This window comes from Oleisolibacter albus (assembly GCF_003336875.1).
GTDB lineage: Bacteria > Pseudomonadota > Alphaproteobacteria > Azospirillales > Azospirillaceae > Niveispirillum > Niveispirillum album.
The window spans coordinates 72,326-96,378 of the sequence record NZ_QGNJ01000007.1; the positions used below are offsets into that span (position 1 = coordinate 72,326).

General features: G+C 67.2%; 22 protein-coding genes. 8 read left to right on the plus strand and 14 right to left on the minus strand.

The genetic code is table 11. The features are described from left to right. Positions 1–107: 107 nt before the first annotated feature. Both DK368_RS11245 and DK368_RS11250 read right to left on the minus strand, forming a co-directional pair. Positions 108–752, minus strand: a complete 645-nt coding sequence (locus DK368_RS11245; RefSeq protein WP_114394049.1) for an HAD family hydrolase — start codon at positions 750–752, stop codon at positions 108–110. Next, positions 749–1,285: a GNAT family N-acetyltransferase gene (locus DK368_RS11250; RefSeq protein ID WP_114394050.1), complete on the minus strand. Its 537-nt coding sequence runs from the start codon at positions 1,283–1,285 to the stop codon at positions 749–751. The genes DK368_RS11245 and DK368_RS11250 overlap by 4 nt, the downstream gene beginning before the upstream one ends. Positions 1,286–1,344: 59 nt before the next feature. Between DK368_RS11250 and DK368_RS11255 the strand changes: the two genes are divergently transcribed. Together DK368_RS11255 and DK368_RS11260 are read left to right on the plus strand one after the other, a co-directional pair. Continuing rightward, positions 1,345–2,058: an NUDIX hydrolase gene (locus DK368_RS11255; RefSeq protein ID WP_155524553.1), complete on the plus strand. Its 714-nt coding sequence runs from the start codon at positions 1,345–1,347 to the stop codon at positions 2,056–2,058. Positions 2,059–2,523: 465 nt separating this feature from the next. Then, a complete protein-coding gene (locus DK368_RS11260; protein ID WP_205028169.1) occupies positions 2,524–3,120 on the plus strand; it encodes an HD family hydrolase in 597 nt (198 codons plus the stop codon). 51 nt (positions 3,121–3,171) lie between these two features. On the opposite strand, the gene DK368_RS11265 is transcribed toward DK368_RS11260, so the two are convergent. The 6 genes from DK368_RS11265 to DK368_RS11290 form a co-directional block, all read right to left on the minus strand. Next, positions 3,172–4,458 (minus strand): ABC transporter substrate-binding protein, encoded by a 1,287-nt coding sequence (locus tag DK368_RS11265; protein ID WP_114394053.1) that lies wholly within the window; start codon positions 4,456–4,458, stop codon positions 3,172–3,174. Positions 4,459–4,643: 185 nt separating this feature from the next. Beyond that, the gene (locus tag DK368_RS11270) at positions 4,644–5,795 is read right to left on the minus strand and encodes an MFS transporter (RefSeq protein WP_114394054.1); all 1,152 of its coding nucleotides are present in this window, start codon (positions 5,793–5,795) and stop codon (positions 4,644–4,646) included. 97 nt (positions 5,796–5,892) lie between these two features. Then, positions 5,893–7,233 carry a maltoporin gene (locus DK368_RS11275; RefSeq protein WP_162305996.1) on the minus strand — a complete coding sequence of 447 codons (1,341 nt, stop codon included), beginning with the start codon at positions 7,231–7,233 and terminating at the stop codon, positions 5,893–5,895. Between the two features lie 196 nt (positions 7,234–7,429). Beyond that, positions 7,430–8,584 carry an ABC transporter ATP-binding protein gene (locus DK368_RS11280; RefSeq protein ID WP_114394056.1) on the minus strand — a complete coding sequence of 385 codons (1,155 nt, stop codon included), beginning with the start codon at positions 8,582–8,584 and terminating at the stop codon, positions 7,430–7,432. 44 nt (positions 8,585–8,628) lie between these two features. Continuing rightward, a complete protein-coding gene (locus DK368_RS11285) occupies positions 8,629–9,462 on the minus strand; it encodes a carbohydrate ABC transporter permease (RefSeq protein WP_114394057.1) in 834 nt (277 codons plus the stop codon). 14 nt (positions 9,463–9,476) lie between these two features. Further along, positions 9,477–10,430 (minus strand): carbohydrate ABC transporter permease, encoded by a 954-nt coding sequence (locus DK368_RS11290; protein WP_114394058.1) that lies wholly within the window; start codon positions 10,428–10,430, stop codon positions 9,477–9,479. 681 nt (positions 10,431–11,111) lie between these two features. Between DK368_RS11290 and DK368_RS11295 the strand changes: the two genes are divergently transcribed. From DK368_RS11295 to DK368_RS11320, 6 genes are all read left to right on the plus strand, one after another. After that, positions 11,112–12,377, plus strand: a complete 1,266-nt coding sequence (locus DK368_RS11295) for an ABC transporter substrate-binding protein (protein ID WP_240002452.1) — start codon at positions 11,112–11,114, stop codon at positions 12,375–12,377. A 17-nt stretch (positions 12,378–12,394) separates the two neighbouring features. After that, positions 12,395–13,426 (plus strand): carbohydrate ABC transporter permease, encoded by a 1,032-nt coding sequence (locus tag DK368_RS11300; RefSeq protein WP_240002453.1) that lies wholly within the window; start codon positions 12,395–12,397, stop codon positions 13,424–13,426. After that, entirely contained in the window at positions 13,416–14,306 is an 891-nt protein-coding gene (locus DK368_RS11305) for a carbohydrate ABC transporter permease (RefSeq protein WP_240002454.1), read from the plus strand. Before DK368_RS11300 ends, DK368_RS11305 begins: the two co-directional genes overlap by 11 nt. A 4-nt stretch (positions 14,307–14,310) precedes the next feature. Further along, positions 14,311–15,441, plus strand: a complete 1,131-nt coding sequence (locus DK368_RS11310; protein WP_114394060.1) for an ABC transporter ATP-binding protein — start codon at positions 14,311–14,313, stop codon at positions 15,439–15,441. 136 nt (positions 15,442–15,577) lie between these two features. Beyond that, entirely contained in the window at positions 15,578–16,306 is a 729-nt protein-coding gene (locus DK368_RS11315) for a sulfotransferase family 2 domain-containing protein (RefSeq protein ID WP_162305997.1), read from the plus strand. Between the two features lie 76 nt (positions 16,307–16,382). Beyond that, the gene (locus DK368_RS11320) at positions 16,383–17,288 is read left to right on the plus strand and encodes an ROK family protein (RefSeq protein ID WP_114394062.1); all 906 of its coding nucleotides are present in this window, start codon (positions 16,383–16,385) and stop codon (positions 17,286–17,288) included. Here the strand turns inward: DK368_RS11320 and DK368_RS11325 are convergent. The 6 genes from DK368_RS11325 to DK368_RS11345 all read right to left on the minus strand — a co-directional run bounded on the left by DK368_RS11325 (position 17,283) and on the right by DK368_RS11345 (position 23,965). Next, positions 17,283–18,335, minus strand: coding sequence for an ATP-binding protein (locus tag DK368_RS11325; RefSeq protein ID WP_240002455.1), 1,053 nt, complete (start codon positions 18,333–18,335; stop codon positions 17,283–17,285). The two genes, DK368_RS11320 and DK368_RS11325, sit on opposite strands and share 6 nt — an antisense overlap. A gap of 1 nt (position 18,336) precedes the next feature. Continuing rightward, positions 18,337–19,074, minus strand: coding sequence for a response regulator (locus DK368_RS11330; protein WP_114394200.1), 738 nt, complete (start codon positions 19,072–19,074; stop codon positions 18,337–18,339). Positions 19,075–19,211: 137 nt separating this feature from the next. Then, complete coding sequence (locus tag DK368_RS11335) at positions 19,212–21,416, minus strand: TonB-dependent receptor (RefSeq protein WP_114394064.1); 2,205 nt, start codon at positions 21,414–21,416, stop codon at positions 19,212–19,214. Between the two features lie 231 nt (positions 21,417–21,647). Then, positions 21,648–21,821, minus strand: a complete 174-nt coding sequence (locus DK368_RS21395) for a hypothetical protein (protein WP_155524554.1) — start codon at positions 21,819–21,821, stop codon at positions 21,648–21,650. 126 nt (positions 21,822–21,947) lie between these two features. Continuing rightward, the gene (locus tag DK368_RS11340; protein WP_155524555.1) at positions 21,948–22,397 is read right to left on the minus strand and encodes a YbaN family protein; all 450 of its coding nucleotides are present in this window, start codon (positions 22,395–22,397) and stop codon (positions 21,948–21,950) included. A 98-nt stretch (positions 22,398–22,495) separates the two neighbouring features. After that, positions 22,496–23,965 carry a catalase gene (locus DK368_RS11345; RefSeq protein WP_114394066.1) on the minus strand — a complete coding sequence of 490 codons (1,470 nt, stop codon included), beginning with the start codon at positions 23,963–23,965 and terminating at the stop codon, positions 22,496–22,498. Between the last annotated feature and the right edge of the window lie 88 nt (positions 23,966–24,053).

Here is a 24,053-nt window from a genome sequence, read left to right on the forward strand (position 1 = left end):
CCGGGAAAGGCCGGAGGCAGGAACCGATGCGCCCATCGGCGCCATCGGATTCCTTAAGCCTAATCCATCGGGGATGCCATGTCCAAGCACGCCATGTCCCAGGACAATCACAGGAATTCGGCGATGGCGGCGAAGCGGTCGAGGCGGCCGCGCAGTCCCGCATGCCCGGCCAGGGCCGGCGGCACCGCCCGCATCAGCACGAAGGTCGGCAGGCCGGCGGCCAGGGCCGCCATCGCCCCCTGCGCCCCGTCCTCCAGCGCCAGCGAGGCGGCAGGATCACAGCCCAGCCGGGCCAGGGCGGTGCGGTACGGTTCCGGGTCGGGCTTGCCGCAGCCGACATCGTCACCGCCCACCACAAGATCGACAGCTCCCTCCAACCCGACCTGCCGCAGCCAGGCCTGCGTATGGGCGTGGGTGGAGGATGTGACCACGGCCACCTTCCAGCCCCGGTCCGCCGCCCGGACCAACACCGCCGCGGCTTCCGGAGCCGGCGGGACCATGGTGAGCGCATCGCGGGCCATGTCGGCATAGAGCCGCATCAGCGCACCATGGTCACCGGGCAATCCGTGCCGGGACATCAGTTCGGCCACGATGGCGGAGAGCGGGGGGCCGTTGAGGCGCTGGAACTCCTCCTCCGTGCCGGTGGCGCCATGGCGGGCCAGGAAAGCGTGATAGACCCCGCGCAGGGCGCCGATGCTGTCGGCCAGGGTGCCGTCCAGATCCAGGAACAGGCCGCGCCGCCCGCTGCTCATGGCCGCAGATCCTTCATGAAGCGGACGATGGCGGCCTGTTCGCCGGTGTCGGCCACCAGCACCACCGCCGGTCCCAGATCCTGGTAGCCGGCAGCGGCGAAGGCGCGCAGCGAGGCGGCGTTGCCAGCCCGTACCTCGGCCATGACCCCATCGACGCCCTGGGCACGCAGATGCCCGTCCAGGGCCAGGAGCACCGCCACACCCAGGCCACGGCCGCGGCTGTCGGGCGCCAGATTGATGCCGATTTCCACGAAGCGGCCGGACCGCGGCGGATGGTCCGCCGGCTCCAGCCGCAGGAAGCCGATGCGCCGGCCCAGATGGACGGCGAAGACCGGCCCCGGCACCGCCGTGAAATAGGTGCTGCGGAATTCCTCCAGAAAGTCCGGCCAGAGCTTCGGCCTGGGGTGGTAAGCGGCGGCCAGCGAAACGGGATCGTTGCGCCACGCCATCACCAGCCGGGCGTCGGCGGCATCGGGGCGGGCGGGTTCGAACCCGATCTCGGCGGGCAGCGGCCGGGGGCCGGCGGTGGTCACGGCTTCTCCAGGACGGGGCAAGTTGCTACCGTCCCCTTCATGCCATGGAGGCCCGCCGCTTGTCCCGCCCGATCATCCCCGCAGTCCCCGTCCTTGCCCATGCCCTGACGCCGCACCCCACCATGTGCGTGGAACCGGAGCCGTTGACCTATGACGCCGGAATCGAGGCCGAGGTGGCGCGGATCTGGGGCGAACGGCAGGCCGCCAGCAGCGGACGCCTGTTCGACGGACCGGTCTATGGTGTGGCCGGCATCGCCCCCGACCGGCTGGTGCTGCGGCCCGGCCAGTTCCGCCACGCCCTGGCGCGCTGCCTGGAACCCGAGCTGCGCCACCGGGGGCTGGACATCCGGCAGGCCGCCGTTTCCGGCCTGCTGCTGTGCCCAGAGGGGCTGGTGCTCGGGCGGCGGGCCGGCAGCGTGGCCACCGACGCCGGCCGCTGGGAGCCGCCGCCGTCCGGCGGTTTGGACCGGCCAGACCCGGTGGCGCAGATCCACGCGGAATTGCGGGAGGAGTTGGGGCTGACTCCGGCCGATCTGGACGAAACCCGGTTGATCGGTGCCCTGGAGCAGACGGACACGGGACTGGTGGACCTGCTGCTGTGCCTGACCACCCCCCTGCCCTTCGCGCTGGTCGACCAGCGCTGGCGCCAGACGGGCAGCGACGAGTACAGCGCCCTGCGCGTGGTGCCACAGACGGCGCTGCCAGATCTCGCCGCCAGCGCCAACGCCGTACCGCTGCTCCGCCCCATGCTGGCCCTGGCCGGGCTGATCTGACGCACGCCGGGAGACCGAGCAGCCAGGCCCGTCGCCACAGTGGCTTTCATTACAGGTGCCCCCGACGCCGATGAGCATCGGTGGCGATGGCCCGATGTGAACCGTGCCGGGTTTGCCGGAGCTCGCCCCCCCCATGGACCGGAGCATCATGAGCCAGACGACGAACAGGTTCTTGCCTGAGGTGCGCGACCGCGGCGTGGCTGATGTTGGACAATGAGGGTCAGCACGGCTCGCATTGGCGGGCCATCCTGTCGCTCGCGGCAAAAGTGGGCTGTTCAGCCCACCCTGAACGATTGGGTCAGGAAGGCAGGGATTGGTCGCGGCCGACGGGCTGACCTTCCCGGCCGAGAGGGCATGGGCATGGGCATTGACGCTGGCCTTCCCGGCGCGCTATCGCGGGCGGGGAGCAATTCCGCCGACGGGATGTGACAGAGTATGACGGCAAGGCCACGGGCATGGGTAAGATTGCCCTCCAGGAAGCGCCTGGACCTGCTGGATCCGACGCCGTTCGATTGGGACGATGCCGATCTGGCCCTGGGGCTGGCCCGCACCTACCGCTGGGGCGGCCATTCCGTCTGGCCGCGGCCATTGTCGGTGGCCCAGCATTCGCTGCTGGTGCTGACCCTGTCGCGCCAGCAGGCACGCCACCCCCTGGATGTGCGGCAGGAACTGCGCGAGCTGCTGCACGACGCCGACGAGGGGCTGCTGGGATTCGACCCGATTTCGGTGATCAAGCCGTTCCTGGGACCGGATTTCAAAGCCATGACCCAGCGGTTGCAGGCCGCCATCTTCCTGCGCTATGGGCTGGTGTCCTGGAGCGACGAGGAGAAGCTGGCGCACAAGCGGGCCGACCGCGTGGCCGCGGCCAGCGAGGCGCTGCATGTGGCGGGGTGGACGCGTGACGAAATCCGGCGCACGCTGAAGATCCCGCTGAAACCGCTGGATGAAGACCCGCTGCTGCCCCTGTATGGCGGCGCCCCTTGGGAGCCCTGGGCGCCGGAAATCGCGGCCGACCGCTTCCTGGCCGAACTGGCCGCGCTGAAACAGCGCGCGACAGCCTAGCCCGCCAAACCCGCCCCGGTCCCGAGCCGGGGCGGGCGGCGGCAACACCGCCTACCAGCGGCCGCCACGGCCGAGCCGGGTCAGGCGCTGGTCGAGATCCTTCATCGCCTCTTCCGCCGGACGCTGGCCGGTGAGAACGGCGTGGACCGCGGTGAAGAACTCGGTGGAGACCTGATTGTAGCGGTCACCGGTCACGGTGGCCGGCCGGGCCACGGCGCTGGTCAGGGTGCCGTACAGGTCCTTCATGATCGGCACGGACTTGATGGCGTCCTGATCCTGGTACAGGGCCTTGATGGTGGGCAGGAACGCCCCCTGGAGCACACGCCGCTTCTGCTCCTCCGGACTGGCCAGATACTTCACGAGGTCGATGGCCGCCTCCTTGTTGCGGGAGTACTTCGACACGGCCAGCTGCCAGCCGCCCAGCGTGCCGGAATTCTTGCCCTGGTCGCCGCCCTTGGGCAGCGGAGCCACGCCGACCTTGTCCTTCACCGGACTGTCGGCCCCCTGCGCCAGGGCCCAGGCATAGGGCCAGTTGCGCATGAACACGGCGTCGCCGGACTGGAAAACGCCGCGCGCCTCCTCCTCGCCATAGTTCAGCGTGCCGGTGGGGGCGATCTTGCCCATCCAGCCCGCGGCCTGCTTCAAGGCGGCGACCGCCTGCGGCCGGGTCACCGAGATCTTGCCGTCAGCTTCGACGATGGTGCCGCCGCCATTGCTGTCGATCCATTCCAGGGCGTTGCAGGTCAGGCCCTCATAGGCCTTGCCCTGGAAGACGAAGCCCTGCATGCGGGCATTGCCGGCCTTGCGCTCCCCCTCCATGACGATCCGCGCGGTTTCCGCCAGATCCGCCCAGGTGGCCGGCACCGGCCGCTTGTACTTGTCCAGCAGATCCTTGCGGTAATAGAGCAGCCCGGCATCGGTGAACCAGGGCATGCCCACCAGCCGTCCATCCACCGTGTTGTTCTTGACGATGCTGGGGAAGTGCTGATCCAGGATGTCCTTGCCCACGGCCTTGGACAGGTCCTCGAAATGCTGCCCCAGCACCCCGGGCCAGATGACATCGATCTGGTAGACGTCGATGTCGCCGGAGCCGGCGGCCAGCATCTGCTGATAGAGCGCCAGACGCTCGGTGGCCGAGCTGGGGGTGGAGACCACCTTGACCTGATTGCCGGTCTTCCTGGCCCAGGCGTCCGCCCCCTGCTGGCAGATGGCCAGTTCCTGCCCCAGCGCCCCGCAGGAGATGACGACCGTGGCCGCCTTGGCCGCCCCGGCCGTCAGCCCGCCGGCCACCAGCAGCGCCGCCGTTGCCGCCGCCCCCAGAATTCCGCGCAGTTCCATTTTTGTTGTCCTCCCTTGGATGGCTGCCATCGGGCACGGAAGCGGGGTCGGCGCCCGCCCCCGTGCCCGATCGCTAGGGAGGTAACGTCGTGGCCATACAATAGGACTGTGCGCCCGGACAGCGCTTCACCCATTGCCCCCCGCCCCTCCCAAGGGGCGGCGGCGCTGCCACCTCTGCGCGCCGGTCAGGCCACCCGCCGGCGCAGGATCGGGATGGACGCCAGCAGCAGACCCACCAGACCGAGGGCCCAGGGCAGCGTGACCAGTTCCGCCAGGAAGCCGACGCCGGGCGGCCCGCCCAGGAAGGCGAAATAGCCGACGGTGGACACGGCGGCGATGGCGACACCGGCGGAGGGGCCGGCGGCCTTGGCCGCCAGCAGCAATGTCAGGGGGAAGATACAGGACAGGCCGGCCCCGACCAGACCGAACCCAATCACCGTGGCCGCAGCCGACGGGATGGCGGCAGCCAGCAGAAGGCCCGACGCAGCCAGCGCACCACCCCCGGCCAGCACCCGCTCGGCGCCGAGACGGGCGATGATCCGGTCCCCGGCCAGCCGGCCGATGGCCATGGTGCAGGAGAACAGGGCGAAAGCCGCCCCGGCGGTCACCGGCCCGGCCTGACGCCAGTCGGCCAGCAGGATGGCACTCCAATCCGCCACCACACCCTCACCCAGCAGGCAGCAGAAGGCGATCAGCGAGAGGGCGCCCAATCCCTTGAGGGCCGCGGGATGGAATCCCTCCTGCCCGGCCCGTGCCGCCCGGCGCAGCATGGGCCGGCAGGCCAGAAACCCGCAGAGGGCCGCCAACGGCCCGACCAGCAGGAACTGTGTCGAGGGCGGTAATCCCGCACCCGCGGCCAGCGCCGCCACGGCCGCGCCGGCCAGTCCACCCAGGCTGAATCCCCCATGGAATCCGGCGAAGACGGGGCGGCCCAGGCGCTTTTCCACCTCCGCCCCTTGCACATTCATCGCCACGTCGAGGGCACCGCTGCTCATGCCGAACAAGACCAGGGCGGCCGCCAACAGCGGCAGGCTGGGCGCCAGACCCGGCAGCGGCAGCACCAGCCCCAGCAGGGTGACGGCGACAAGACAGACAGTGCGGGTGCCGATACGGTCGGCCAGCCAACCGGCCAGCGGCATGGCCACCAGCGCTCCGGCGGCGATGCCCAGCAGGGCCAGCCCCATTTCGCCTTCGGACGCAGCGAGGCGGGTACGGACCTCGGCCACGCGCGGCACCCAGTTGGCGAAGACGAACCCGTTGATGAAAAAGACGAAGAAAACGGACCAGCGTGCGGTTTCAGCCCGCCGGCTGCTCACATCCGCCTCAGTGGCGGACATAGGGATCGGTTGCTCCATCCCGGATGTTCCTGGCTTGGCGAAAACAAAACGGCCCCGCCCCCTGTCACCAGCGGGCGGGGCCGTTCCGCTTAAACGCTTACCACCAGGCTTCGACCTGGGCGCCGAAGCTCACGGCATCCTTCTTCGTCGCGCTGTCGCCGAACGCGTTCAGCCCAGCGTCGCGGGCATTGTCGTTCCAGTCGTAGTAGCTGACGAACAGGCGGATTTCCGGACGGTCGAAGAACTTGCCGCCGGCCTTGATCATCGGCGACAGCGTGTACTTCATCAGACGACGGGTGCCGCCGCCATTGTCCGCCTTGGTCTGGTCGTAGCCGATTTCGGCGGCCAGGGCGATGTAGTCGTTGAAGTGGTACATCGGACGCGCACCCAGCGACAGCCAGTTCTTGGCGCCGTCCACGGTGTAGTCCTTGCGCCACTCGTAGACGCCGGTGAACATGGCCGACCATTGCGGCGCCGGCTCCAGCGTCAGGGCTTCAACGATGCGGTAGGTCTTCTGACCGCTGCCGGCCGTGTCGTCGGAGGCGCTGCTCAGCGTCACGCCAGCGCCCTGGCCATACTGCAGGGCCAGATGGTTGAAGCCGCCGTTCGGCAGTTCCTGCTGGTGCAGGGCGGTCAGCATGAAGCCGTTCTTGCCGTCGAAATTGTCGCGATGCTCCTCGGAGAAGCGGACATCGCCACCGACGGTCAGCTTGCCACCCGGATTGACCGCGATGTCGCCCAGACGGATGTCATGGCGGCTGACGGCGCGGTCATTGTTCTGGGTCGTGCCGTTCTTGATATTGCGGATGATGCCGAGCGTATCGGTGAAGTTGTACTCGATCGCCTCGTCGTTGGAATTACGGAAGTAGGCGTAGGACAGCTTGCCGATGCCCACATTGACGTTCTCGATACCGGCGCCCGGACCCGAGGCATCCCAGTAGTAGAAGTCGTTGATGTGCACGTCATGGCGCTGATAGAAGCGCTTGCCGGCCCAGAAACGGGCATCCGGATCGCTGGGGATGACGTTGGTGGCGCCGACCCAGACCTGACGGAAGGCCGGATCAGTCTCTTCCCAGTCGTTCTCGCCCTGGACGGAGAAGGCATACATGATGTTCAGGTCGAACTTCGGGCCGTTCTTCAGCTCGGCCAGACGCCCACCCAGACCCACTTCGCCGTAGGTCTCGCACTCGTTGCCGAGACGGTACTTGGCGCGCGAGCCGGGGACCTGGAAGCAGGCCTGGTCGCCGCCGCTGCCGCTGCCGCCCACGCCGGAGCGCATGTACCCGAAGAAGTTCAGCTGCAGATCGTCGAAGGTGCCGGGAAGGCCCTTATCCGCCGCCTGCGCCGGAGCCACCGCCGCACCAGCCATCAGCAGGGCCGCCGCCGTGCAGAGAAGGCCGGTCTTGTTCCGCCACGCCCGTGTCTTAGCCTGAGACATTATTTCTTGCTCCCTTGAGTCCGGGCGATCGTGCGCCCGGGGTTGGTGATTGATCGTCCCCGCCCGCCGGTCTTCGTGCCGGCGGTCGCGGGAGGCGACCCTCCTTGCCCTCCCCCCGGCCCTTCGACCAGGAGGGGGGAACATTGTCAGCCCATCAGTGCGGTGACGTCGCCGGCCGGCGCCGCCGTATCCCTCCTCATGCGGCTGAAATGGCGGTCGACCGATCCGTCGCCTGCGACAGCGCCGCACGCTGTCGGCGGAACGACCGGCCGCTCTCATCGAAAAGGTGCAGGCGATGCAACGGCAGCACCACCTGAACCGGTTGATTCTCCTCAATCAGGACCGTGCCGGGCTGGCGCACCGCCAACGTGCTGCCGTCCTCCAGGCGCACATGCACCAGTCCGCTTTCTCCCAACTGTTCCACCAGCAGCGCCCGCCCGGCGATCAGTGCCGAGGGCACACCCGGCTCCGCGTCGCCCAGCAGCAGATGCTCTGGTCGAACGCCCAATACCAGACGATCCCCACTGGTTTCCACTGCTTCCGGAATAACCGGCACAGTTGCCGTCACTTCTCCGGGCAGTGTGACAGAAACGCCATCAACACCCTGCCCCACCATGGTGACAGGAATGAAGTTCATGGAAGGGGAGCCGATGAATCCAGCCACGAATTGATTGGATGGATTTTCATACAATTCAAGCGGAGACCCGACCTGCTCCACCTGACCCGCATTCAGCACCACGATACGGTCGGCCAGAGTCATGGCCTCGACTTGATCGTGCGTGACATAGATCATTGTGGCCTTAAGGTTGCGGTGCAGACGGGCGATCTCCAGGCGCGTCTGCACGCGCAAGGCCGCATCAAGGTTGGACAGCGGCTCGTCGAACAAAAAAACTTTGGGATGGCGAACCAGGGCGCGCCCGATGGCAACACGCTGGCGCTGGCCGCCCGACAACTCGCGCGGCTTGCGCCCCAGCAGATGCTCGATCTGCAGGATACGGGCCGCCTCGTTCACCGCCGAGTCGATCCCGGCCTTGTCCATACGACCGAGCTTTAGCCCGAAGGCCATGTTCTCGCGGGCGGTCATGTGCGGATACAGCGCATAGGATTGGAACACCATGGCGATGCCCCGCTCCGATGGCGGCTTGTCGTTGACGACCTGATCCCCGATGCGCACTTGCCCACCCGTCGGCTCCTCAAGCCCGGCCACCAGGCGCAGCAACGTGGATTTGCCACAACCGGATGGACCGACAAATACGATGAATTCCCCACTATTAATCGACAAATCCACGCCGCGGATGACGTTGGTCTTGCCGAACTGTTTCTCCACGCCCTTCAGTTCTACCGCACTCATGGCTTCCTCCTATTCGGTCTTTGGGCCGGATGCATTGAGGGAGATCATCCCTTGACGGCACCCGCAGTCAGTCCGGCGACGATGCGGCGCTGGAAGATCAGGACCATGATGATGAGGGGGACGGTGACGATGACGCTGGCCGCCATGACCCGCCCCCAGGGCAGTTCGTACTGGCTGGCGCCTGTAATCAGGGCAATGGCGACCGGGACGGTGCGCATCTCGTTGGACAGGGTGAAGGTCAGGGCGAACAGGAACTCGTTCCAGGCCGCGATGAAGGCCAACAGCCCGGTGGTCACCAGGGCCGGCCACATCAGGGGCAGAAATACCCGCGTCAAGGTGACCCAGGGGCTGGCGCCATCGACCAGGGCCGCCTCCTCCAGCTCCTTGGGCAGCTCGCGCATGAAGGTCGTCAGCACCCAGACCGTGAACGGCAGGGTGAAGATCAGATAGGACAGGATCAGCCCGGTCAGGCTGTTGTAGAGGCCGAGCCAGCGGATCAGCTCGAACAGCCCCGACAGCACCGCCACCTGCGGAAACATGCTGACGGCCAGCACCACCATCAGCAGCGTTCCACGGCCGCGGAAGCGCACACGGCCCAGCGCATAGGCCGCCGTCAGCGACAGCATCAGCGACAGGGCCACCACCGCCGTGGCGACGATGACCGAATTGAGGATGTTGGCGGCGAAGGGCTGTTCCCGGAACACCGCGACATAATTGTCCCAGACCGGATCGCTGGGGATCAGAGCCGTGCTGAACAGCCCCTGGCCGCTGCGCAGCGAGGAGACAATGGCCCAGTAGAACGGGAACAGGGTGTAAAGGATGATGACGGCGACCAGCAGATAGAACAGGCCGCGCCCGACAAGTCGTTTGGCATGCATGGCACCGGCCCTCCCTAGCGGGCATCCGCCGCCAGCCGGACACGTCCGACCGTCAGCAGGATGCCGGTGATGAGCAGGATCAGCAGGACCAGCAGGGTGGAGGCGGCCGAGCCGAACCCCACATCCTGGAAATCCACCAGATTCTGCCGGGCATAGACCGACAGGGTGGCTGTCGCCGCATTGGCCCCGGCCATGACATAGGCCAGGTCGAACATGCGCAGCGCGTCCAGAGCGCGGAAGATGATGGCCACCATCAGCGCCGGCCGGATCAGCGGCAGGGTGATGCGCCAGAACACCTTCAGCGGATGCACCCCGTCCACCCGCGCCGCCTCGTAGATCTCGTGCGGGAGCGTCTGCAACGCCGCCAGAATCAGCAGGGCCATGAAGGGCGTGGTCTTCCACACATCCACCGCCACCATGGCCCACAGTGCCGTATCGGGATTGGCCATCCAGGCCCGCGGCGCATCAAGGATGCCGAGGCCCACCAGCAGCGTGTTCACCACGCCGTAAAGGTCGTGATACATCCAGCCCCACATCTGGGCACTGATGACCGTGGGGATGGCCCAGGGCACCAGCACCGCCGCCCGCATCAGCCCGCGGCCGGGCAGATGGGCGTTCAGCACCAGGGCAATGACCATGCCCAGCACCGTCTCGATCACCACCGACGCGGTGGCGAACTTCAGCGTCACCCAGGTGGCGGTCCACCAGGCCGGATCGCTGAGCAAGAAGCCGAAATTGGCAAGGCCGACGAACGACGCCTGTTCGCTGCCGCCCAGACGAGCATCGGTGAATCCCAGATAGACGGTGCGCACCAGCGGCCAGCCGGCCACCAGCAGCAGGGCGATGACGGTGGGCATCAGGAAGAAGACAGCGGCCCGTCGCCGCCGCTGTTCCATGCGCCCCACGATTTCGACCCGGACGGGTTCGCCGGCCTCTGCCGCCACGCTGTTCGGTACGGTCGCCGTCATGGGCCGCCTCCTGCCGCTGCGATGCGGCCAGGACACGGACGCGGCGGGCGCTTCCGCTGTCGCATTTGCTGTCCCTCCCACTTTCGTTCAACGCGGCCGCTTCGTGTCGTGCGGCTTCAGCGTGCTGGACCGCCGTTCGCGAGGAACGGGCAAGCCCGGCCGGAACCGCACCGCCCGTCAGGACGGCAGTGCTCGGGCCATGCGACGCGTGGAGACAGCAAAGACGTCGGCAGCCTGTCCGGGATGAAACGCATGGAAAGGCGAGGCGGATCGGTCCTGCGACAGTTTCGTGACATCAATCTTCGGGACGGTCACCCCCAAGGAGCGCGCCATCAAGGAGAGCACCGTGCGGCAGCCCTCTGCGGGTACGGCAGATCCTGGCATTCTCAGTCCTCCCCCGATCCTGGTGGCACCGGGGCCGCCCGATGGCGGAACACCGGCCCGGGATGGTTCATCCATCCTTCGCGGGTCGGAAACAGCCGGCCGCCGTCCCGGACCCGATTACAGCTTAGGGGCAAGCCGACCGCAGGTCTGTTTCAGTTTGTTTCATTTCCTGGCAAACGATACCCCGACGAAACAATGCGGCCAAGGCATCAGGGGCCAAGCCTGTCCTAGGATCGGTTGATGCAAGAAACAGGGACCGGACAGGAACGTCCGGGTCCGCCAACGGGAGGTTATGCGATGCCCAGGATGGGTCACACCCTTTCCCTTCTGCTGCGGTCCGCCGCCGTGATCGGTGTGCTGGCGGCGACACCGGCCATGGCCGAACCCACGGTCGAAGTGCTGCACTTCTGGACCTCGGGCGGCGAGAGCCGTGCGGTGAACGTGCTGCGCCAGGACTTCGAGAAGGCCGGCGGCAAGTGGATCGACGCGCCGGTGGCCGGCGGCGGCGGTGATGCCGCCAGCACGGTGCTGCGCTCCCGCGTGCTGGCCGGCGATGCCCCGAACGCGGTGCAGCTGAAGGGACCGAGCATCAAGGAATGGGCCGAGCAGGGCGTGCTGGCCCCGCTGGACAGTGTGGCCAAGGCCGAGAACTGGGACCAGCTGGTGCCGCCGCAGTTGCAGCAGGTCATCAAGAGCGACGGCCATTATGTGGCCGTTCCCGTGAACATCCATCGCGTCAACTGGCTGTGGTCGAATCCCGCCGCCCTGGCCAAGGTCGGCGCCCAGCCGCCCAAGACCTGGGAGGAATTCAACGCCGTCGCCACCAAGCTGAAGGCCGCCGGCATCGTCCCGCTGGCCCATGGCGGCCAGCCCTGGCAGGATGCCACCATCTTTGAAACGGTGGTGCTGGGCCTGGGCGGGTCCGAGTTCTACAAGAAGGCACTGGTCGATCTGGATGAGAAAGCCCTGACCTCCGACACCATGGTCAAGGTGTTCGACCAGATGCGGACCATCCGCGGCTTCGTCGACAATGGCTTTTCCAACCGAGAATGGAATCTGGCCACGGCCATGGTCATGAAGGGCGATGCCGCCATGCAGATCATGGGCGACTGGGCCAAGGGCGAGCTGGTGGCCGCCGGCAAGGTGCCGGGCAAGGACGTGCTCTGCACCACCACGCCGGGCAGCGACGGCTTCCTGCTGAATTCCGACAGCTTCGTCATGTTCACGGCGAAGGACAAGGACCGCACCGCCGGACAGATGCTGCTGGCCAAGCTGATGCTGGGCGAGAAGTTCCAGCACGAGTTCAATCTGACCAAGGGCTCCATCCCCGCCCGCATGACCCTGCCCATGGACGGATTCGACGCCTGCGCCCAGAAATCGTCCCAGGATCTGAAGCAGGCCATCGGCGCCAAGACACTGATGCCGAGCATGGCCCATGAGATGGCGGTGCCGGGCTCTGTCCGGGGCGCCTTCCTGGACGTGGTCACGGCGCATTTCAACAGCGACATGTCCTCGAAGGACGCGGTGAAGCGGCTGGCCGAAGCGGTGACGCTGGCCCGGTAACGTCTGAGGAGACCGGGGTGGCGACGGAAGAATCGCCACCCCGTGAGGGCAAGGGACAAGAGGTCATGGTGCAACAGACGATGCCGGAGCCGGCGGCGCCGGCCGTGCCGGCGCTGTCGACACCGCCGGCGGTGTCCACGGTCAGGGCAGTCCCCGATGGCGACCGCCGCCTGGCCGACAGCGTACAGCGCCACCTGTCGAAGCTGGTGGTGGCCCCGAGCTTCGCCGCGGTACTGCTGTTCGTCTACGGGTTCATCCTGTGGACGGCCTATATCAGCTTCACCAGGTCGCGCATGCTGCCGGTCTACGGCTTCGACGGCATCGACGCCTATGTGCGTCTGTGGTCGATGACACGCTGGAACGTGGCCATCGGCAATCTGCTGCTGTTCGGCAGCCTGTTCATCCTGATCAGCCTGATGCTGGGGATCATTCTGGCCGTGCTGCTGGACCAGCGGGTCCGGGCCGAGGGGGCGCTGCGCACCATCTATCTGTATCCCATGGCGCTGAGCTTCATCGTCACCGGCACCGCCTGGAAATGGATCCTGAATCCGGATATCGGCATCCAGGCCTTCGTCCGCGGCCTGGGCTTCGAGACATTCCGGTTCGACTGGATCATCAACGACCAGATGGCGGTCTATACGCTGGTGATCGCCGGTGTCTGGCAGGCCAGCGGCTTCGTCATGGCGCTGTTCCTGGCAGCACTGCGCGGCGTGGACCAGGAGATCGTCAAGGCCGCCTATCTGGACGGCGCCAGCCTGCCCCGCATCTACTGGGGCATCGTTCTGCCGTCGATCCGGCCGGTGTTCCTGTCGGCCATCGTCATCCTGGCGCATCTGGCCATCAAGAGCTTCGATCTGGTGGTGGCGCTGACCGGCGGCGGCCCCGGCTATGCCTCGGACCTGCCGGCCACCTTCATGTACGAGATGACCTTCCGCCGCAACCAGATCGCCATCGGCGCCGCCAGCGCCATGATGATGCTGGCCACGGTCATGGCCGTCATCGTGCCCTATCTCTATTCCGAGCTGAGGGGAGGCCGCCGTGTCCAGTAGCCTGTCGGCCCTGCCGCGTACCCACACGCCGGGCGCCCGCGCCTTGCGCATCGGCCTGTATCTGATGCTGGCGCTGTTCGCCCTCTATTATATCACCCCGCTGCTGGTGCTGGTCGCCACCGCGTTCAAGACGCCGGACGAGATCCGCACGGGATCGCTGCTGTCGCTGCCGCTGGCGCCGACACTGGATGCCTGGCGCACGGCCTGGAACCAGGCCTGCATCGGTGCCGACTGCCGCGGGCTGGCACCCTATTTCTGGAACTCCGTCGCCATCGCCGTGCCGGGGGTGCTGCTGTCCACGGCGCTGGGCGCGCTGAACGGCTTCGCCCTGACCAAGTTCCGCTTCCGCGGCGCCAACGTCGTGTTCGGACTGATGCTGTTCGGCAGCTTCCTGCCGTTCCAGCTGGTGCTGCTGCCCATGGCGCAGACGCTGGGCTTTCTCGGCATGGCGGGCACGACCCAGGGGCTGGTGCTGGTGCATGTGGTCTATGGCCTGGCCTTCACCACCCTGTTCTTCCGCAACTACTATGTCAGCCTGCCCGATGAACTGGTGAAAGCCGCCATCATCGATGGCGCCGGCTTCGTGCAGATCTTCACCCGCATCATCCTGCCGATGTCGCCGCCCATCATCGTGGTCACGGTGATCTGGCAGTTCACCCAGATCTGGAATGACTTCCTGTTCGGCGCCAGCTTCGCCGCCGGCGGAGCCCAGCCCATCACCGTGGCGCTGAACAACCTGGTCAACACCACCACCGGCGTGAAGCAGTACAATGTGGACATGGCGGGCGCCCTGATCGCCGGCCTGCCCACGCTGATCGTGTATGTGCTCGCCGGCCGCTACTTCATCCGCGGCCTCACGGCCGGGTCCGTCAAAGGGTAATGCCATGGCCACGCTGACCATCGACCGCGTCCGCAAGCGCTATCATCATCAGGAGGTGCTGAAAGGCATCGACCTGGACCTCAATGACGGTGAATTCCTGGTGCTGCTGGGACCATCCGGCTGCGGCAAGTCCACCCTGCTGAACCTGATCGCAGGCCTGGACGAGATCACCGACGGGGAGATCCGCATCGACGGGCGCGTCGTCAACGGGGTTCATCCCAAGGACCGCGACATCGCCATGGTGTTCCAGTCCTACGCGCTCTATCCCACCATGTCCGTGGCCCGGAACATCGGGTTCGGGCTGGAGATGCGCAAGGTGCCCAAGGCCGAGCGCGAGGCCGCCGTGCGCAAGGTGGCGGCCCTGCTGCAGATCGAACATCTGCTGGAGCGCAAGCCGGCGCAGCTGTCCGGCGGCCAGCGTCAGCGCGTGGCCATGGGCCGGGCCCTGGTGCGCGATCCCAAGGTGTTCCTGTTCGACGAGCCGCTGTCGAACCTGGATGCCCGCCTGCGCATCGACATGCGCACCGAGATCAAGAAGCTGCATCAGCGGCTGGGTTCCACCATCGTCTATGTCACCCACGACCAGATCGAGGCCATGACCCTGGCGACCCGCATCGCCATCATGAAGGAGGGCGTGGTGCAGCAGTTCGCCCCGCCGCAGGAGATCTATGAACGACCGGCCAACATGTATGTGGCCGGCTTCGTCGGCTCCCCGCCCATGAACTTCCTGCCGGCCGTGGTTGCGGTGGAGAAGGACCGGCTGGGCCTGTTCGTGAAGTGCGAGGCCCATGGCGCCTGGTCGGACGTGTTCCTGCCGCTGCCGCCGCAGGTGCCGGTGCAGCTTGGTAACGGCTTGGCCGAGCATGTGGGACGTGAGGTGGTGCTGGGCCTGCGCCCCGAGCACATCACCCGCGCCGGCAGCGACCTGGCCTCCGGCCAGGTGGTGGTGGAGGCCAGCGTCGGCGTGCTGGAACCCACCGGCGCCGACACCCTGGCCTATATCGGCCTGGGCGGGCAGGACACGGTGGCCCGCGTCAAACCAGCCGACGCGCCACGCACCGGAGAGACGGCCAGCTTCGCCCTCGATTTGGGATCGGCCAGCCTGTTCGAGCCGAAGTCGGGCGCCCGGATCTGATCGGTGCGCCCGCGATGGGGTAGTCCCGATGCCCCCGGCCGGTGCAGATGGCCGGGGGCGGACTGGATATCTTGTCCAGGGGCAAGGAATGCCCGTAGACCGGACCGGACATCGCTGTCCGCACCGGAGATGGTCCTTGCTCTACTACATGCATGTGCCCAAGACAGCCGGAACCAGTCTGCGCCTGCTGCTGGCCGAGAAGGTCTATGCCGGGCGGCTACGCGAGATCTATCTCGATTACGGCTATTGGAATGTGCCGGCGCTGCGTGCCCAGGTGGGCCGGGGCGATGTGCTGTACGGCCATTTCTCCTACGGCTTCCATGCCCTGCTGGGCGACACGGCGCCGCGCTATGTCACGGTGCTGCGCCATCCGGTGGAACGGGTGGTTTCGCTCTACTGGCATCACCACCGGCTGCCGCAGGCCCCCTTGCATGCCGCCATCCATGCCGAAGGGCTGGACATCGCCGGCTTCGTCGAGCGGCAACTGACCGAGGAGAGCAACAACCACATGGTGCGCATGCTGGCGGCGCGGTACAGCCGTGGCCGCCGCTGGCGGGAGATCGCCGGCAACCGGCTGCACCGGGCGCTGACCGGGCGGCCGGTCCGCCCGTTGCGGACGCGGCTGCAACTGTATCGGGCCCTGCGCAACCTGAAGCGCAGCTTCGCCTTCGTCGGCCGCACCGAGGATCTGGACGGGCTGCTGGATTTCATCGCCCATGACAGCGGCCTGGAGCGGTCCTGTCTGACGCTGGGCCATGAGAATGTGCAGCGCCCTGGCGGCTTCGTCCTGCGCGACCGTGACCGCCGCGCCATCGAGAACGCCAACGAGCTTGATCTGGACCTGTACCAGCGCCTGTTCGGCTGAGGCCCCGTCGCCATTGACGCCATCCACCGGCCTGTCGCTTGATGGCCTGGGCAACGGGAGCAGGAATGGCAGTGGCATGATCCAGATCGGCATCGACTTCGGCGGCACCAAGATCGAAGCGGCGGCGCTGGACGCAGATGGCAACTTTCTCACCCGGGTGCGCGTACCCAGTCCCGGCGGCTATGACGCAGCGCTGACGCTGCTGCGCGATCTGGTGGCGCGGGTCGAGCAGGAGGTGGGAGCCAGCGGCAGCATCGGCATCGGCCTGCCCGGTTCGCCGTCGCCGCGCACCGGGCTGATGCGCAATGCCAATTCCACCTGGCTGAACGGACGGCCCTTCGCCCGCGACCTGGAAGCGGCGCTGGGCCGTCCGGTGCGGCTGGCCAACGACGCCAACTGTTTGGCCCTGTCGGAGGCCGTGGACGGCGCCGCCGCCGGCGCCCGCGTGGTCTTCGGCCTGATCCTGGGCACGGGCTGCGGCGGCGGGCTGGTGGTGCATGGGCGGCTGGTGGAGGGCGCCAACGGCATCGGCGGCGAATGGGGCCATGTGCCCCTGCCCTGGCCGCGCGCCGACGAGATCCCCGGCCCGGCCTGCTGGTGCGGCCAGCACAACTGCCTGGAAACCTGGATCTCCGGCAGCGGCCTGCGCCGGGATTTCACCGCCGTCACCGGGCGGACACTGAGCGGAGAGGAGATCGTGGCCGCAGCACGGGCCGGCGACGCCGAGGCCGCGGCCGCGCTGGACCGCTATATCGACCGGCTGGGCCGCGGCATGGCCATGCTGTGTACCATCGTGGACCCGGACGTGTTCGTGCTGGGCGGCGGCCTGTCCAACGTGGACGAGATCTATGCGCGCGTGCCGGCGGTAATCGAACGCTATGTCTTTTCCGACCATTGGTCGGCGCGCATCGTCCCGGCGCGCTGGGGTGATTCCTCCGGCGTGCGCGGCGCCGCCCGCCTGTGGCAGGGAGAGGCGCTATAGCACCCGCGGCAGCGTCACCCGCACGCGCAAGCCGCCTTCCAGCCTGTTCATCAGTTCCAGCCGGCCCTGGTGGGCGTCCACCACCGACTTCACGATGGACAGGCCCAGGCCGGACCCGCCGGTGGAACGGTTGCGTGACGGATCGAGCCGGTAGAAGGGACGCAGCACCTTCTCCATCTCGGCCTCGGGAATGCCGGGGCCGTCGTCCAGCACCTCCACCACCACTTCGGCCGTGTCGGCGGACAGGCTGACGCGGGCGCGGCCCCCATAGTTCAGGGCATTCTCAATAAGGTTGGCAAAGGCGCGACGCAGGCTGCGCGGCCGACCGCGCAGGCGGATCTGTGGCGGCGGCCCGAAGGTCAGCCGCCCGCCACCGCCACTGCCGAACACGGTGCCGACGGGGTCGAAGCTCAGCGGCGGCGGGCCGTCGAAGCCGACCGGGCGGCCCATATCGGCATAATCCTCGCACAGGCTCTGCAACAGCGCGGTGAAGGCCAGCAGTTCCACCGGCTCGCGCGCCGCGTCATCCACCAGAAAGTCGAGGGAGACGGCCAGCATGGCCTCCATCTCCTCCAGATCCGCCAACAGCTTGTCACGCACCCCCTCGTCACGCACGAACTCCGCACGCAGGCGCATGCGCGTGGCCGGAGCCCTCATATCGTGGGAGATCGCGGCCAGAAGCTGCGTGCGCTCCTCCAGCAGCCGGGTGACGGCGGCGCGGTCGCGGTTGACGGCGGCGGCCAGGGCCGCCAGCTCCTCCGGTCCGTCGGTCGGCAGCGGGCGCGGCAGGATGCAGTCATCCTGCGGTTCCGCCGCCTCGGCCAGCCGCTCCACCGGGCCGGCCAGCAGGGCCGCCAGCCCGTAGGCAAGCGCCACCAGGGCGCCGGTCACGGCCAGCAGGGCCAGCACCACCTCGCCGCGCCCCGCCTCGGCCAGCCAGAGGTGCAGCAACCCGACGACCAGCAGCGACAGCAGAACCAGGCCGACCTGGGTCAGCTCCAACCGGCTGCGGAAGCGGCCGGGCAACGGCAGGCGCCGGCGCGGCATATCAGGCCACCGCGCTGCCCGCGGCGCGGTCCTGCTCCTCCACCGGGGCCGAGAGCACATAACCGACGCCACGCACCGACTTGATCAGCTCGGTCGAGGCGCCGCCGGCTTCCAGCTTGCGGCGCAGCCGGCTGACCTGGATATCGACCGAACGGTCGAAGGGGCCGGCCTCCGCCCCGCGGTGCAGTTCCAGCAGCTCCTCCCGCGCGACCACCTGCTGCGGCCGGCGCAGCAGGGCGCCGAGAATCCGGTATTCACCGCTGCTGAGATGGATCAGCGTGCCGTCGGGCGCCCGCAGCTCGCGCCGGCCCTCATCCAGGGTCCAGCCGTCGAACCCATAGGTCTTGGGCCGTGCTTCGGCCCTGGCCGTGCCAGACCGGCGCATGACGGCACGGATGCGCGCCAGCAGCTCGCGCGGGCTGAACGGCTTGACCACATAATCGTCGGCCCCCAGCTCCAGCCCGACGATGCGGTCGGCTTCCCCGCGCATGGCGGTCAGCATGATGATGGGGACATTGGAGCGGGCCCGCAGCTGACGGCAGAGGGCGGTGCCGTCCTCCCCCGGCAACATGACATCCAGCACCACGGCATCCACCGGCCAGCGCGCCATCAGACGCGCCATCTCCGTGCCGTTGCCGGCCGTGGAGACGCGGAACCCATGCTCCAGCAGAAAGGCGTGGAGCAGTTCGCAGAGGTCGGGGTCGTCGTCGACGACCAGGATGTGTCGTTGCGCTTCCATGCCGCCCATGTCATCCCGCCGGAGCCCGTCCGACAACCGGATGATGGAGATAGCCCGAAAGGTCCGGCCCGGTAAAGAGAAAGCCCCGCCGGTCGGGCCGACCGGCGGGGCTTCAGCAATAAAACCAGCGGAGATGCTTAGAAACGCATGCTCGCGGTCACGCCATAGGTGCGCGGCTCGATGATGAAGCCGGTGAGATTGTTGAAATCGATGCCGCCTTCCAGCTGCTTCTCGTTGGTGAGATTGCGGACGAAGGCGGAAATATCGAAGCGGTCATCATGATTATAGCCGACGCGCAGACCCCCCAGCCAGTAAGCCTTGGAGTGGAACTCCTTGGACTCGTACAGGAAGAAATTGGCGCTGGTCTTGTAGGCCCAGTCGGTGAAGCCGTACAGCTCGCCATCGCCCAGCGGGATGCCGTAGCGGGCGGTGGTGTTGACGATCCAGCGCGGCGCCTGCGGGAACGGATTGCCGTCGATCAGCGCCAGGGTGCGGCCACCGCGGGTCACCAGCGGATCGGTGACGGTGCAGCTGCGGCAGGTGCCGACGGCCACGTCGCTGTCCTTGATCTCCGTGTAGTTGTAGCTGGTGCCGGCGGTCAGCAGCAGGTTTTCCACCGGCTTGACCTCCAGCTCGGCCTCGAAGCCGGCGCCGATGCCCTTGTCGGCATTCAGCAGCGTGTTGGCGTTGCTGGCGCCACCCACGGCCGTGAACTGCTGGTCCTTCACCTCGTAATAGAAGCCGGTGAGGTTCAGGCGGGCCCGGCGGCCCCAAAGGTCGGACTTCACGCCGGCCTCATAGGAGGTGACGGTTTCCGAATTGGCCGTGGTGCTGGGCACGCCCGGATCGGTGCGCGGCTGGATCGACGGGGCGCGGAAGCCGGTGGCGATGCGGGCGAAGCCATGCACGCCGTCGGTGATGAGATAGTCGGCCGCCACGTCCCAGCTGACCTTGCTGTCGGACTTGCTGACCTTGGGGTCGGTGGTCACGGGCCGGCCAACCTGATTGTAGAAGACCGTGTACTTGTTCAGGTCCTTCTGATCGTCGGTGTACCGCAGGCCGGCGGTCAGGGTCAGACGGTCGGTGACGTCGTAGCTGGCCTGGCCGAACAGGGCCCAGGCATCGTTCTTCTGACGGGAATAGGCGACGGTGCTCCAGCCCAGCGGATGCGTGGCGTTGCCGTAATTGATGTTCTGGAAGTGGACATTGTCGTGGAAATAGAAGAAGCCGCCCTGCCACTTCAGCGGACCGCTGTCGTTGGAGGACAGGCGCAGTTCCTGTGACACCTGATCCACGCCCGGAATGACGCTGGCGCTTTCCGCCGGGAAGGGAATGCCCGGATCACCCGTGAAGCTGCCGTCCACGTCGCCGCGGGAGAACACATCCACATATTCGTAGGCGGTGATCGAGGTCAGCGTCACCGGGCCGAAATCATAGGCGGCATCGATGGAGACACCGCGCTGATTGACCTCCTGGTCGTTGCCGCCATCCAGCGCCGCCTTATAGGGGCTGAAGCCGTCAACCAGATCGTTGGTGCCCGGCTTGATGATGTTGGCGCGGAAAACACGGGCAGTGCCATCCAGCGACCGCATATGGCCGTTGACCAGCACGGTCAGGCGGTCGTTCGGCGTGAACTCCACCTGCACGCGGGCGGCCGTGTCCTCGTAGCCTTCCAGGGAGTCGTTCTCGCCGGTGAAGCTGTTGTCCACATAGCCGTCGCGGCGCTGGTGCAGGAAGGAGACGCGCCCCTTGACCTTACCCTCGATCAGGCTGCCACCGACGGCACCCTCGGCCTCCATGGCGTTCCAGCGGCCATAGGACAGGCTGGCATAGCCCTCGGTCTCGTCGGTGGGCTTCTTCGACACCAGCTGGATGATGCCGGCCGGGGTGTTGCGGCCGAACAGCGTGCCCTGCGGACCGCGCAGAACCTCGACCCGCTCCAGGTCGAAGGCCGGCATGCCCTTCAGCGCCGGATTTTCCAGCACCACATTGTCATAGACCAGACTGACCGGCTGCGAGGCGTTGAGGTCGAAGTCCGTGTTGCCCAGACCGCGGATATAAAAGCGCGGGAAGGTGCGACCGAAGGAGGATTCCGCCGTCAGCGACGGCACGCGGGCCGACAGGAAGCGGATGTCGGCGCCGCCGGCCGACACGTTCTGCAGCACATCGCCGCCCAGCGTCGCCACCGACACCGGCACGTCCTGCAGATTCTGTTCGCGCTTCTGCGCCGTGACGATGATTTCTTCCAGCGTGCCAGCGTCCTGCGCCTGGGCCGCCCCGAACAAAGCCAAGGACGCCACAGCGCCCATCAGGGACGCGCGTCCCGCAACCGAACGAACCATGGAATGAAGCCTCCCAACCGGTGAGCCGACGCGACCCCTGGTGGTTCATTCCCCCCCTGCCGACCGGTTGACGGATGCCTTGTGCCCTGCCGATCCGTCCGGCCGCCTCGTTGCGGCGGACCCTATGGAGACGACCGGCCCCTGTCAACAAACCGTCATACGATAGGGACACATCTGTGTCCGCACCGCCACAGTCGGGCAGCCCGCAGAAAACAAGCGCAGAAGCAGGATTCAGGAGGCGTTGCGGACACGCGCCAACAAGGCCCGCCGATAACGGTGGGCTTTCAGCAACAGTGCCGGGTCCGCCGTGCCTTCGATGAACAGGCGGTCACCCGCGGAGCGCAGAGTGACCTTCTGGGCGGACAGGGCGGACATCAATCGATCGAGGGAACGGTCGGCACGCATGATCGGATCTCCTGCATCCATGATCCTGAACGGGGTCTCTTGGCAGGCCGGAAAGCCGGAAAGGACCCGCGACCCGGGGCGGGATCGCGGGCCAAGGTTTCCGACCGAAACACGGGTGCCCCCGGCTCAAGCGCCGGAACGCACCCGCACTGTCCGCGGCTCCGGTCGGGTCGCCAGCCACGCACCGACCAGGGCCAGGACAGCCCACCCTGCCGCGACGGCGACGGGTTGGCTGGCAGCAAGCGGTGCGAGCACCGCTGCGGAAAGAAGAAGACCGGAAAGGGCGAAGGCCTTGCCCCGCCGGCTGATGGCGCCCTGTTCCAGGAACAGCCGGATGGGTGCGCCATAGCGGGGATGGGCCAGCAGCCGTCCGGCGCGCTGATCCCCGGCCCGCAACAGGCACAGCACGGCCAGGATCCAGAAGATGGTGGTGGGCAGCAGCGGCACGGCCATGCCGATCCCGCCCAGCAGCACGAAGCCGTAACCAGCCAGCTTCCAGCCAGCCCGCGACAGCCGGCCTTGTACAGGACCGGGAGAGACGGGAACGGGCACTATGTCGGACCGGGACGGCATCATCACCACTCCAATCTTCAGGAGGATGGTGACCACCCTCCCCTGACCGTATCAGCGCCTTGTCCGTGGTCCCGCTGAGGCGGACCCAACGGGACCGGGTGTTACTCGGCGGCTACCGCCGCAGGGGCCGCCGCCACGGCAAGAGCCGCCCGGACACCGGCGCCATAGTCCGGGTGGACCGTGTCGAACAGGGCCAACTGGCGCTCCACGATGAACGCCGGCACACCCTGCATGGCCGCAGCGATGTTCGAGAACAGGCGCTGCCTCTGGCCGGCGTCGAACAGGCTGAACAAGGTCCGCGGCTGGCTGAAGTCGTCATTGCCCGCCCGGTGATCGTAGCGGTCGGCATCACCGGTGAGGCGCAACGGCGGCTCCTTCACGCCCGGGTCCTGGCTCGGGCCGTTGAAGCTGTTCGGCTCGTAGTAAACATCGGCGTTGCCCGTATCGTTGCGGAAGAACCGCATGGCCCCGTCCTTGTGATAGTGATGGACCGGGCACTTCGGGGCGTTGACCGGCAGGGCCTCGTAATGGGTGCCCAACCGGTACCGGTGCGCATCGGCGTAGGAGAAGATGCGGGCCTGGAGCATCTTGTCCGGGCTGAAGCCGATCCCCGGCACCACGTTGGACGGGCTGAACGCCGCCTGTTCGATCTCGGCGAAGTAGTTGTCGGCGTTGCGGTTCAGCTCAACCACCCCCACCTCGATCAGCGGATAGTCGCCATGTGGCCAGACCTTGGTCAGATCGAAGGGATTGTAGGGCGTCTTTTCCGCATCCAGCTCCGGCATGACCTGGACATACATGGTCCAGCGCGGGAATTCGCCGCGCTCGATCGAGCCGAACAGATCCTCCTGATAGCTTTCGCGGGTCTGGCCGATGACCTGGGCGGATTCCGCGTTGGTCAGATAGCGGTGGCCCTGCCGGGTCTTGAAGTGGAACTTCACCCAGAAGCGCTCGCCATTGTCGTTCCAGAAGCTGAAGGTGTGGCTGCCATAGCCGTTCATGAAACGCGGGCTGGGCGGCAGACCACGGTCGCTCATCAGGATGGTGACCTGATGCAGGCTTTCCGGCGACAGGCTCCAGAAGTCCCACATGGCGGTGGGCGAGCGCAGGTTGGTGCGGGGATGCCGCTTCTGCGTATGGATGAAGTCCGGGAACTTCAGCGGATCGCGGACGAAGAAGACCGGCGTGTTGTTGCCGACCAGATCCCAGTTGCCGTCCTCGGTGTAGAATTTCATGGCGAAGCCGCGCACATCGCGCTCGGCATCGGCGGCGCCCAGTTCACCCGCCACGGTGGAGAAGCGGATCAGCAGATCCGTCGTCTTGCCGACCTCCCCAAACAGCTTGGCCCGGGTGAAGCGGGTGATATCCTGCGTGACCGTCAGCGTGCCGAAGGCGCCCCAGCCCTTGGCATGCACCACGCGCTCGGGGATGCGCTCACGGTTCTGATGCGCCAGCTTCTCGATCAGCTGGTAGTCCTGAAGCAGGACGGGGCCGCGGGCACCGGCGGTGAGGCTGTTCTGGTTGTCGGCGACAGGGGCGCCGGCGGTGGTGGTCATGCGCGGAGGGGTCATGGCTGGTTCTCCCGGGTTCGGGCCGGCGGGCCGGCTTCTGGTTGTGGAGCCTAGGGGCGGATCGGTTTTCGGTGAAATCGATTGTTCG

What these genes read in the sequence shown, in the direction of transcription:
- DK368_RS11245 (WP_114394049.1), bottom strand. Translation starts at nt 752, where the DNA reads ATGAGCAGCGGGCGGCGCGGCCTGTTCCTGGATCTGGACGGCACCCTG.
- DK368_RS11265 (WP_114394053.1), bottom strand. Translation starts at nt 4,458, where the DNA reads ATGGAACTGCGCGGAATTCTGGGGGCGGCGGCAACGGCGGCGCTGCTG.
- DK368_RS11270 (WP_114394054.1), bottom strand. Translation starts at nt 5,795, where the DNA reads ATGTCCGCCACTGAGGCGGATGTGAGCAGCCGGCGGGCTGAAACCGCA.
- DK368_RS11275 (WP_162305996.1), bottom strand. Translation starts at nt 7,233, where the DNA reads ATGTCTCAGGCTAAGACACGGGCGTGGCGGAACAAGACCGGCCTTCTC.
- DK368_RS11280 (WP_114394056.1), bottom strand. Translation starts at nt 8,584, where the DNA reads ATGAGTGCGGTAGAACTGAAGGGCGTGGAGAAACAGTTCGGCAAGACC.
- DK368_RS11285 (WP_114394057.1), bottom strand. Translation starts at nt 9,462, where the DNA reads ATGCATGCCAAACGACTTGTCGGGCGCGGCCTGTTCTATCTGCTGGTC.
- DK368_RS11290 (WP_114394058.1), bottom strand. Translation starts at nt 10,430, where the DNA reads ATGACGGCGACCGTACCGAACAGCGTGGCGGCAGAGGCCGGCGAACCC.
- DK368_RS11295 (WP_240002452.1), top strand. Translation starts at nt 11,112, where the DNA reads ATGCCCAGGATGGGTCACACCCTTTCCCTTCTGCTGCGGTCCGCCGCC.
- DK368_RS11310 (WP_114394060.1), top strand. Translation starts at nt 14,311, where the DNA reads ATGGCCACGCTGACCATCGACCGCGTCCGCAAGCGCTATCATCATCAG.
- DK368_RS11320 (WP_114394062.1), top strand. Translation starts at nt 16,383, where the DNA reads ATGATCCAGATCGGCATCGACTTCGGCGGCACCAAGATCGAAGCGGCG.
- DK368_RS11325 (WP_240002455.1), bottom strand. Translation starts at nt 18,335, where the DNA reads ATGCCGCGCCGGCGCCTGCCGTTGCCCGGCCGCTTCCGCAGCCGGTTG.
- DK368_RS11330 (WP_114394200.1), bottom strand. Translation starts at nt 19,074, where the DNA reads ATGGAAGCGCAACGACACATCCTGGTCGTCGACGACGACCCCGACCTC.
- DK368_RS11335 (WP_114394064.1), bottom strand. Translation starts at nt 21,416, where the DNA reads ATGGTTCGTTCGGTTGCGGGACGCGCGTCCCTGATGGGCGCTGTGGCG.
- DK368_RS21395 (WP_155524554.1), bottom strand. Translation starts at nt 21,821, where the DNA reads ATGCGTGCCGACCGTTCCCTCGATCGATTGATGTCCGCCCTGTCCGCC.
- DK368_RS11340 (WP_155524555.1), bottom strand. Translation starts at nt 22,397, where the DNA reads ATGATGCCGTCCCGGTCCGACATAGTGCCCGTTCCCGTCTCTCCCGGT.
- DK368_RS11345 (WP_114394066.1), bottom strand. Translation starts at nt 23,965, where the DNA reads ATGACCCCTCCGCGCATGACCACCACCGCCGGCGCCCCTGTCGCCGAC.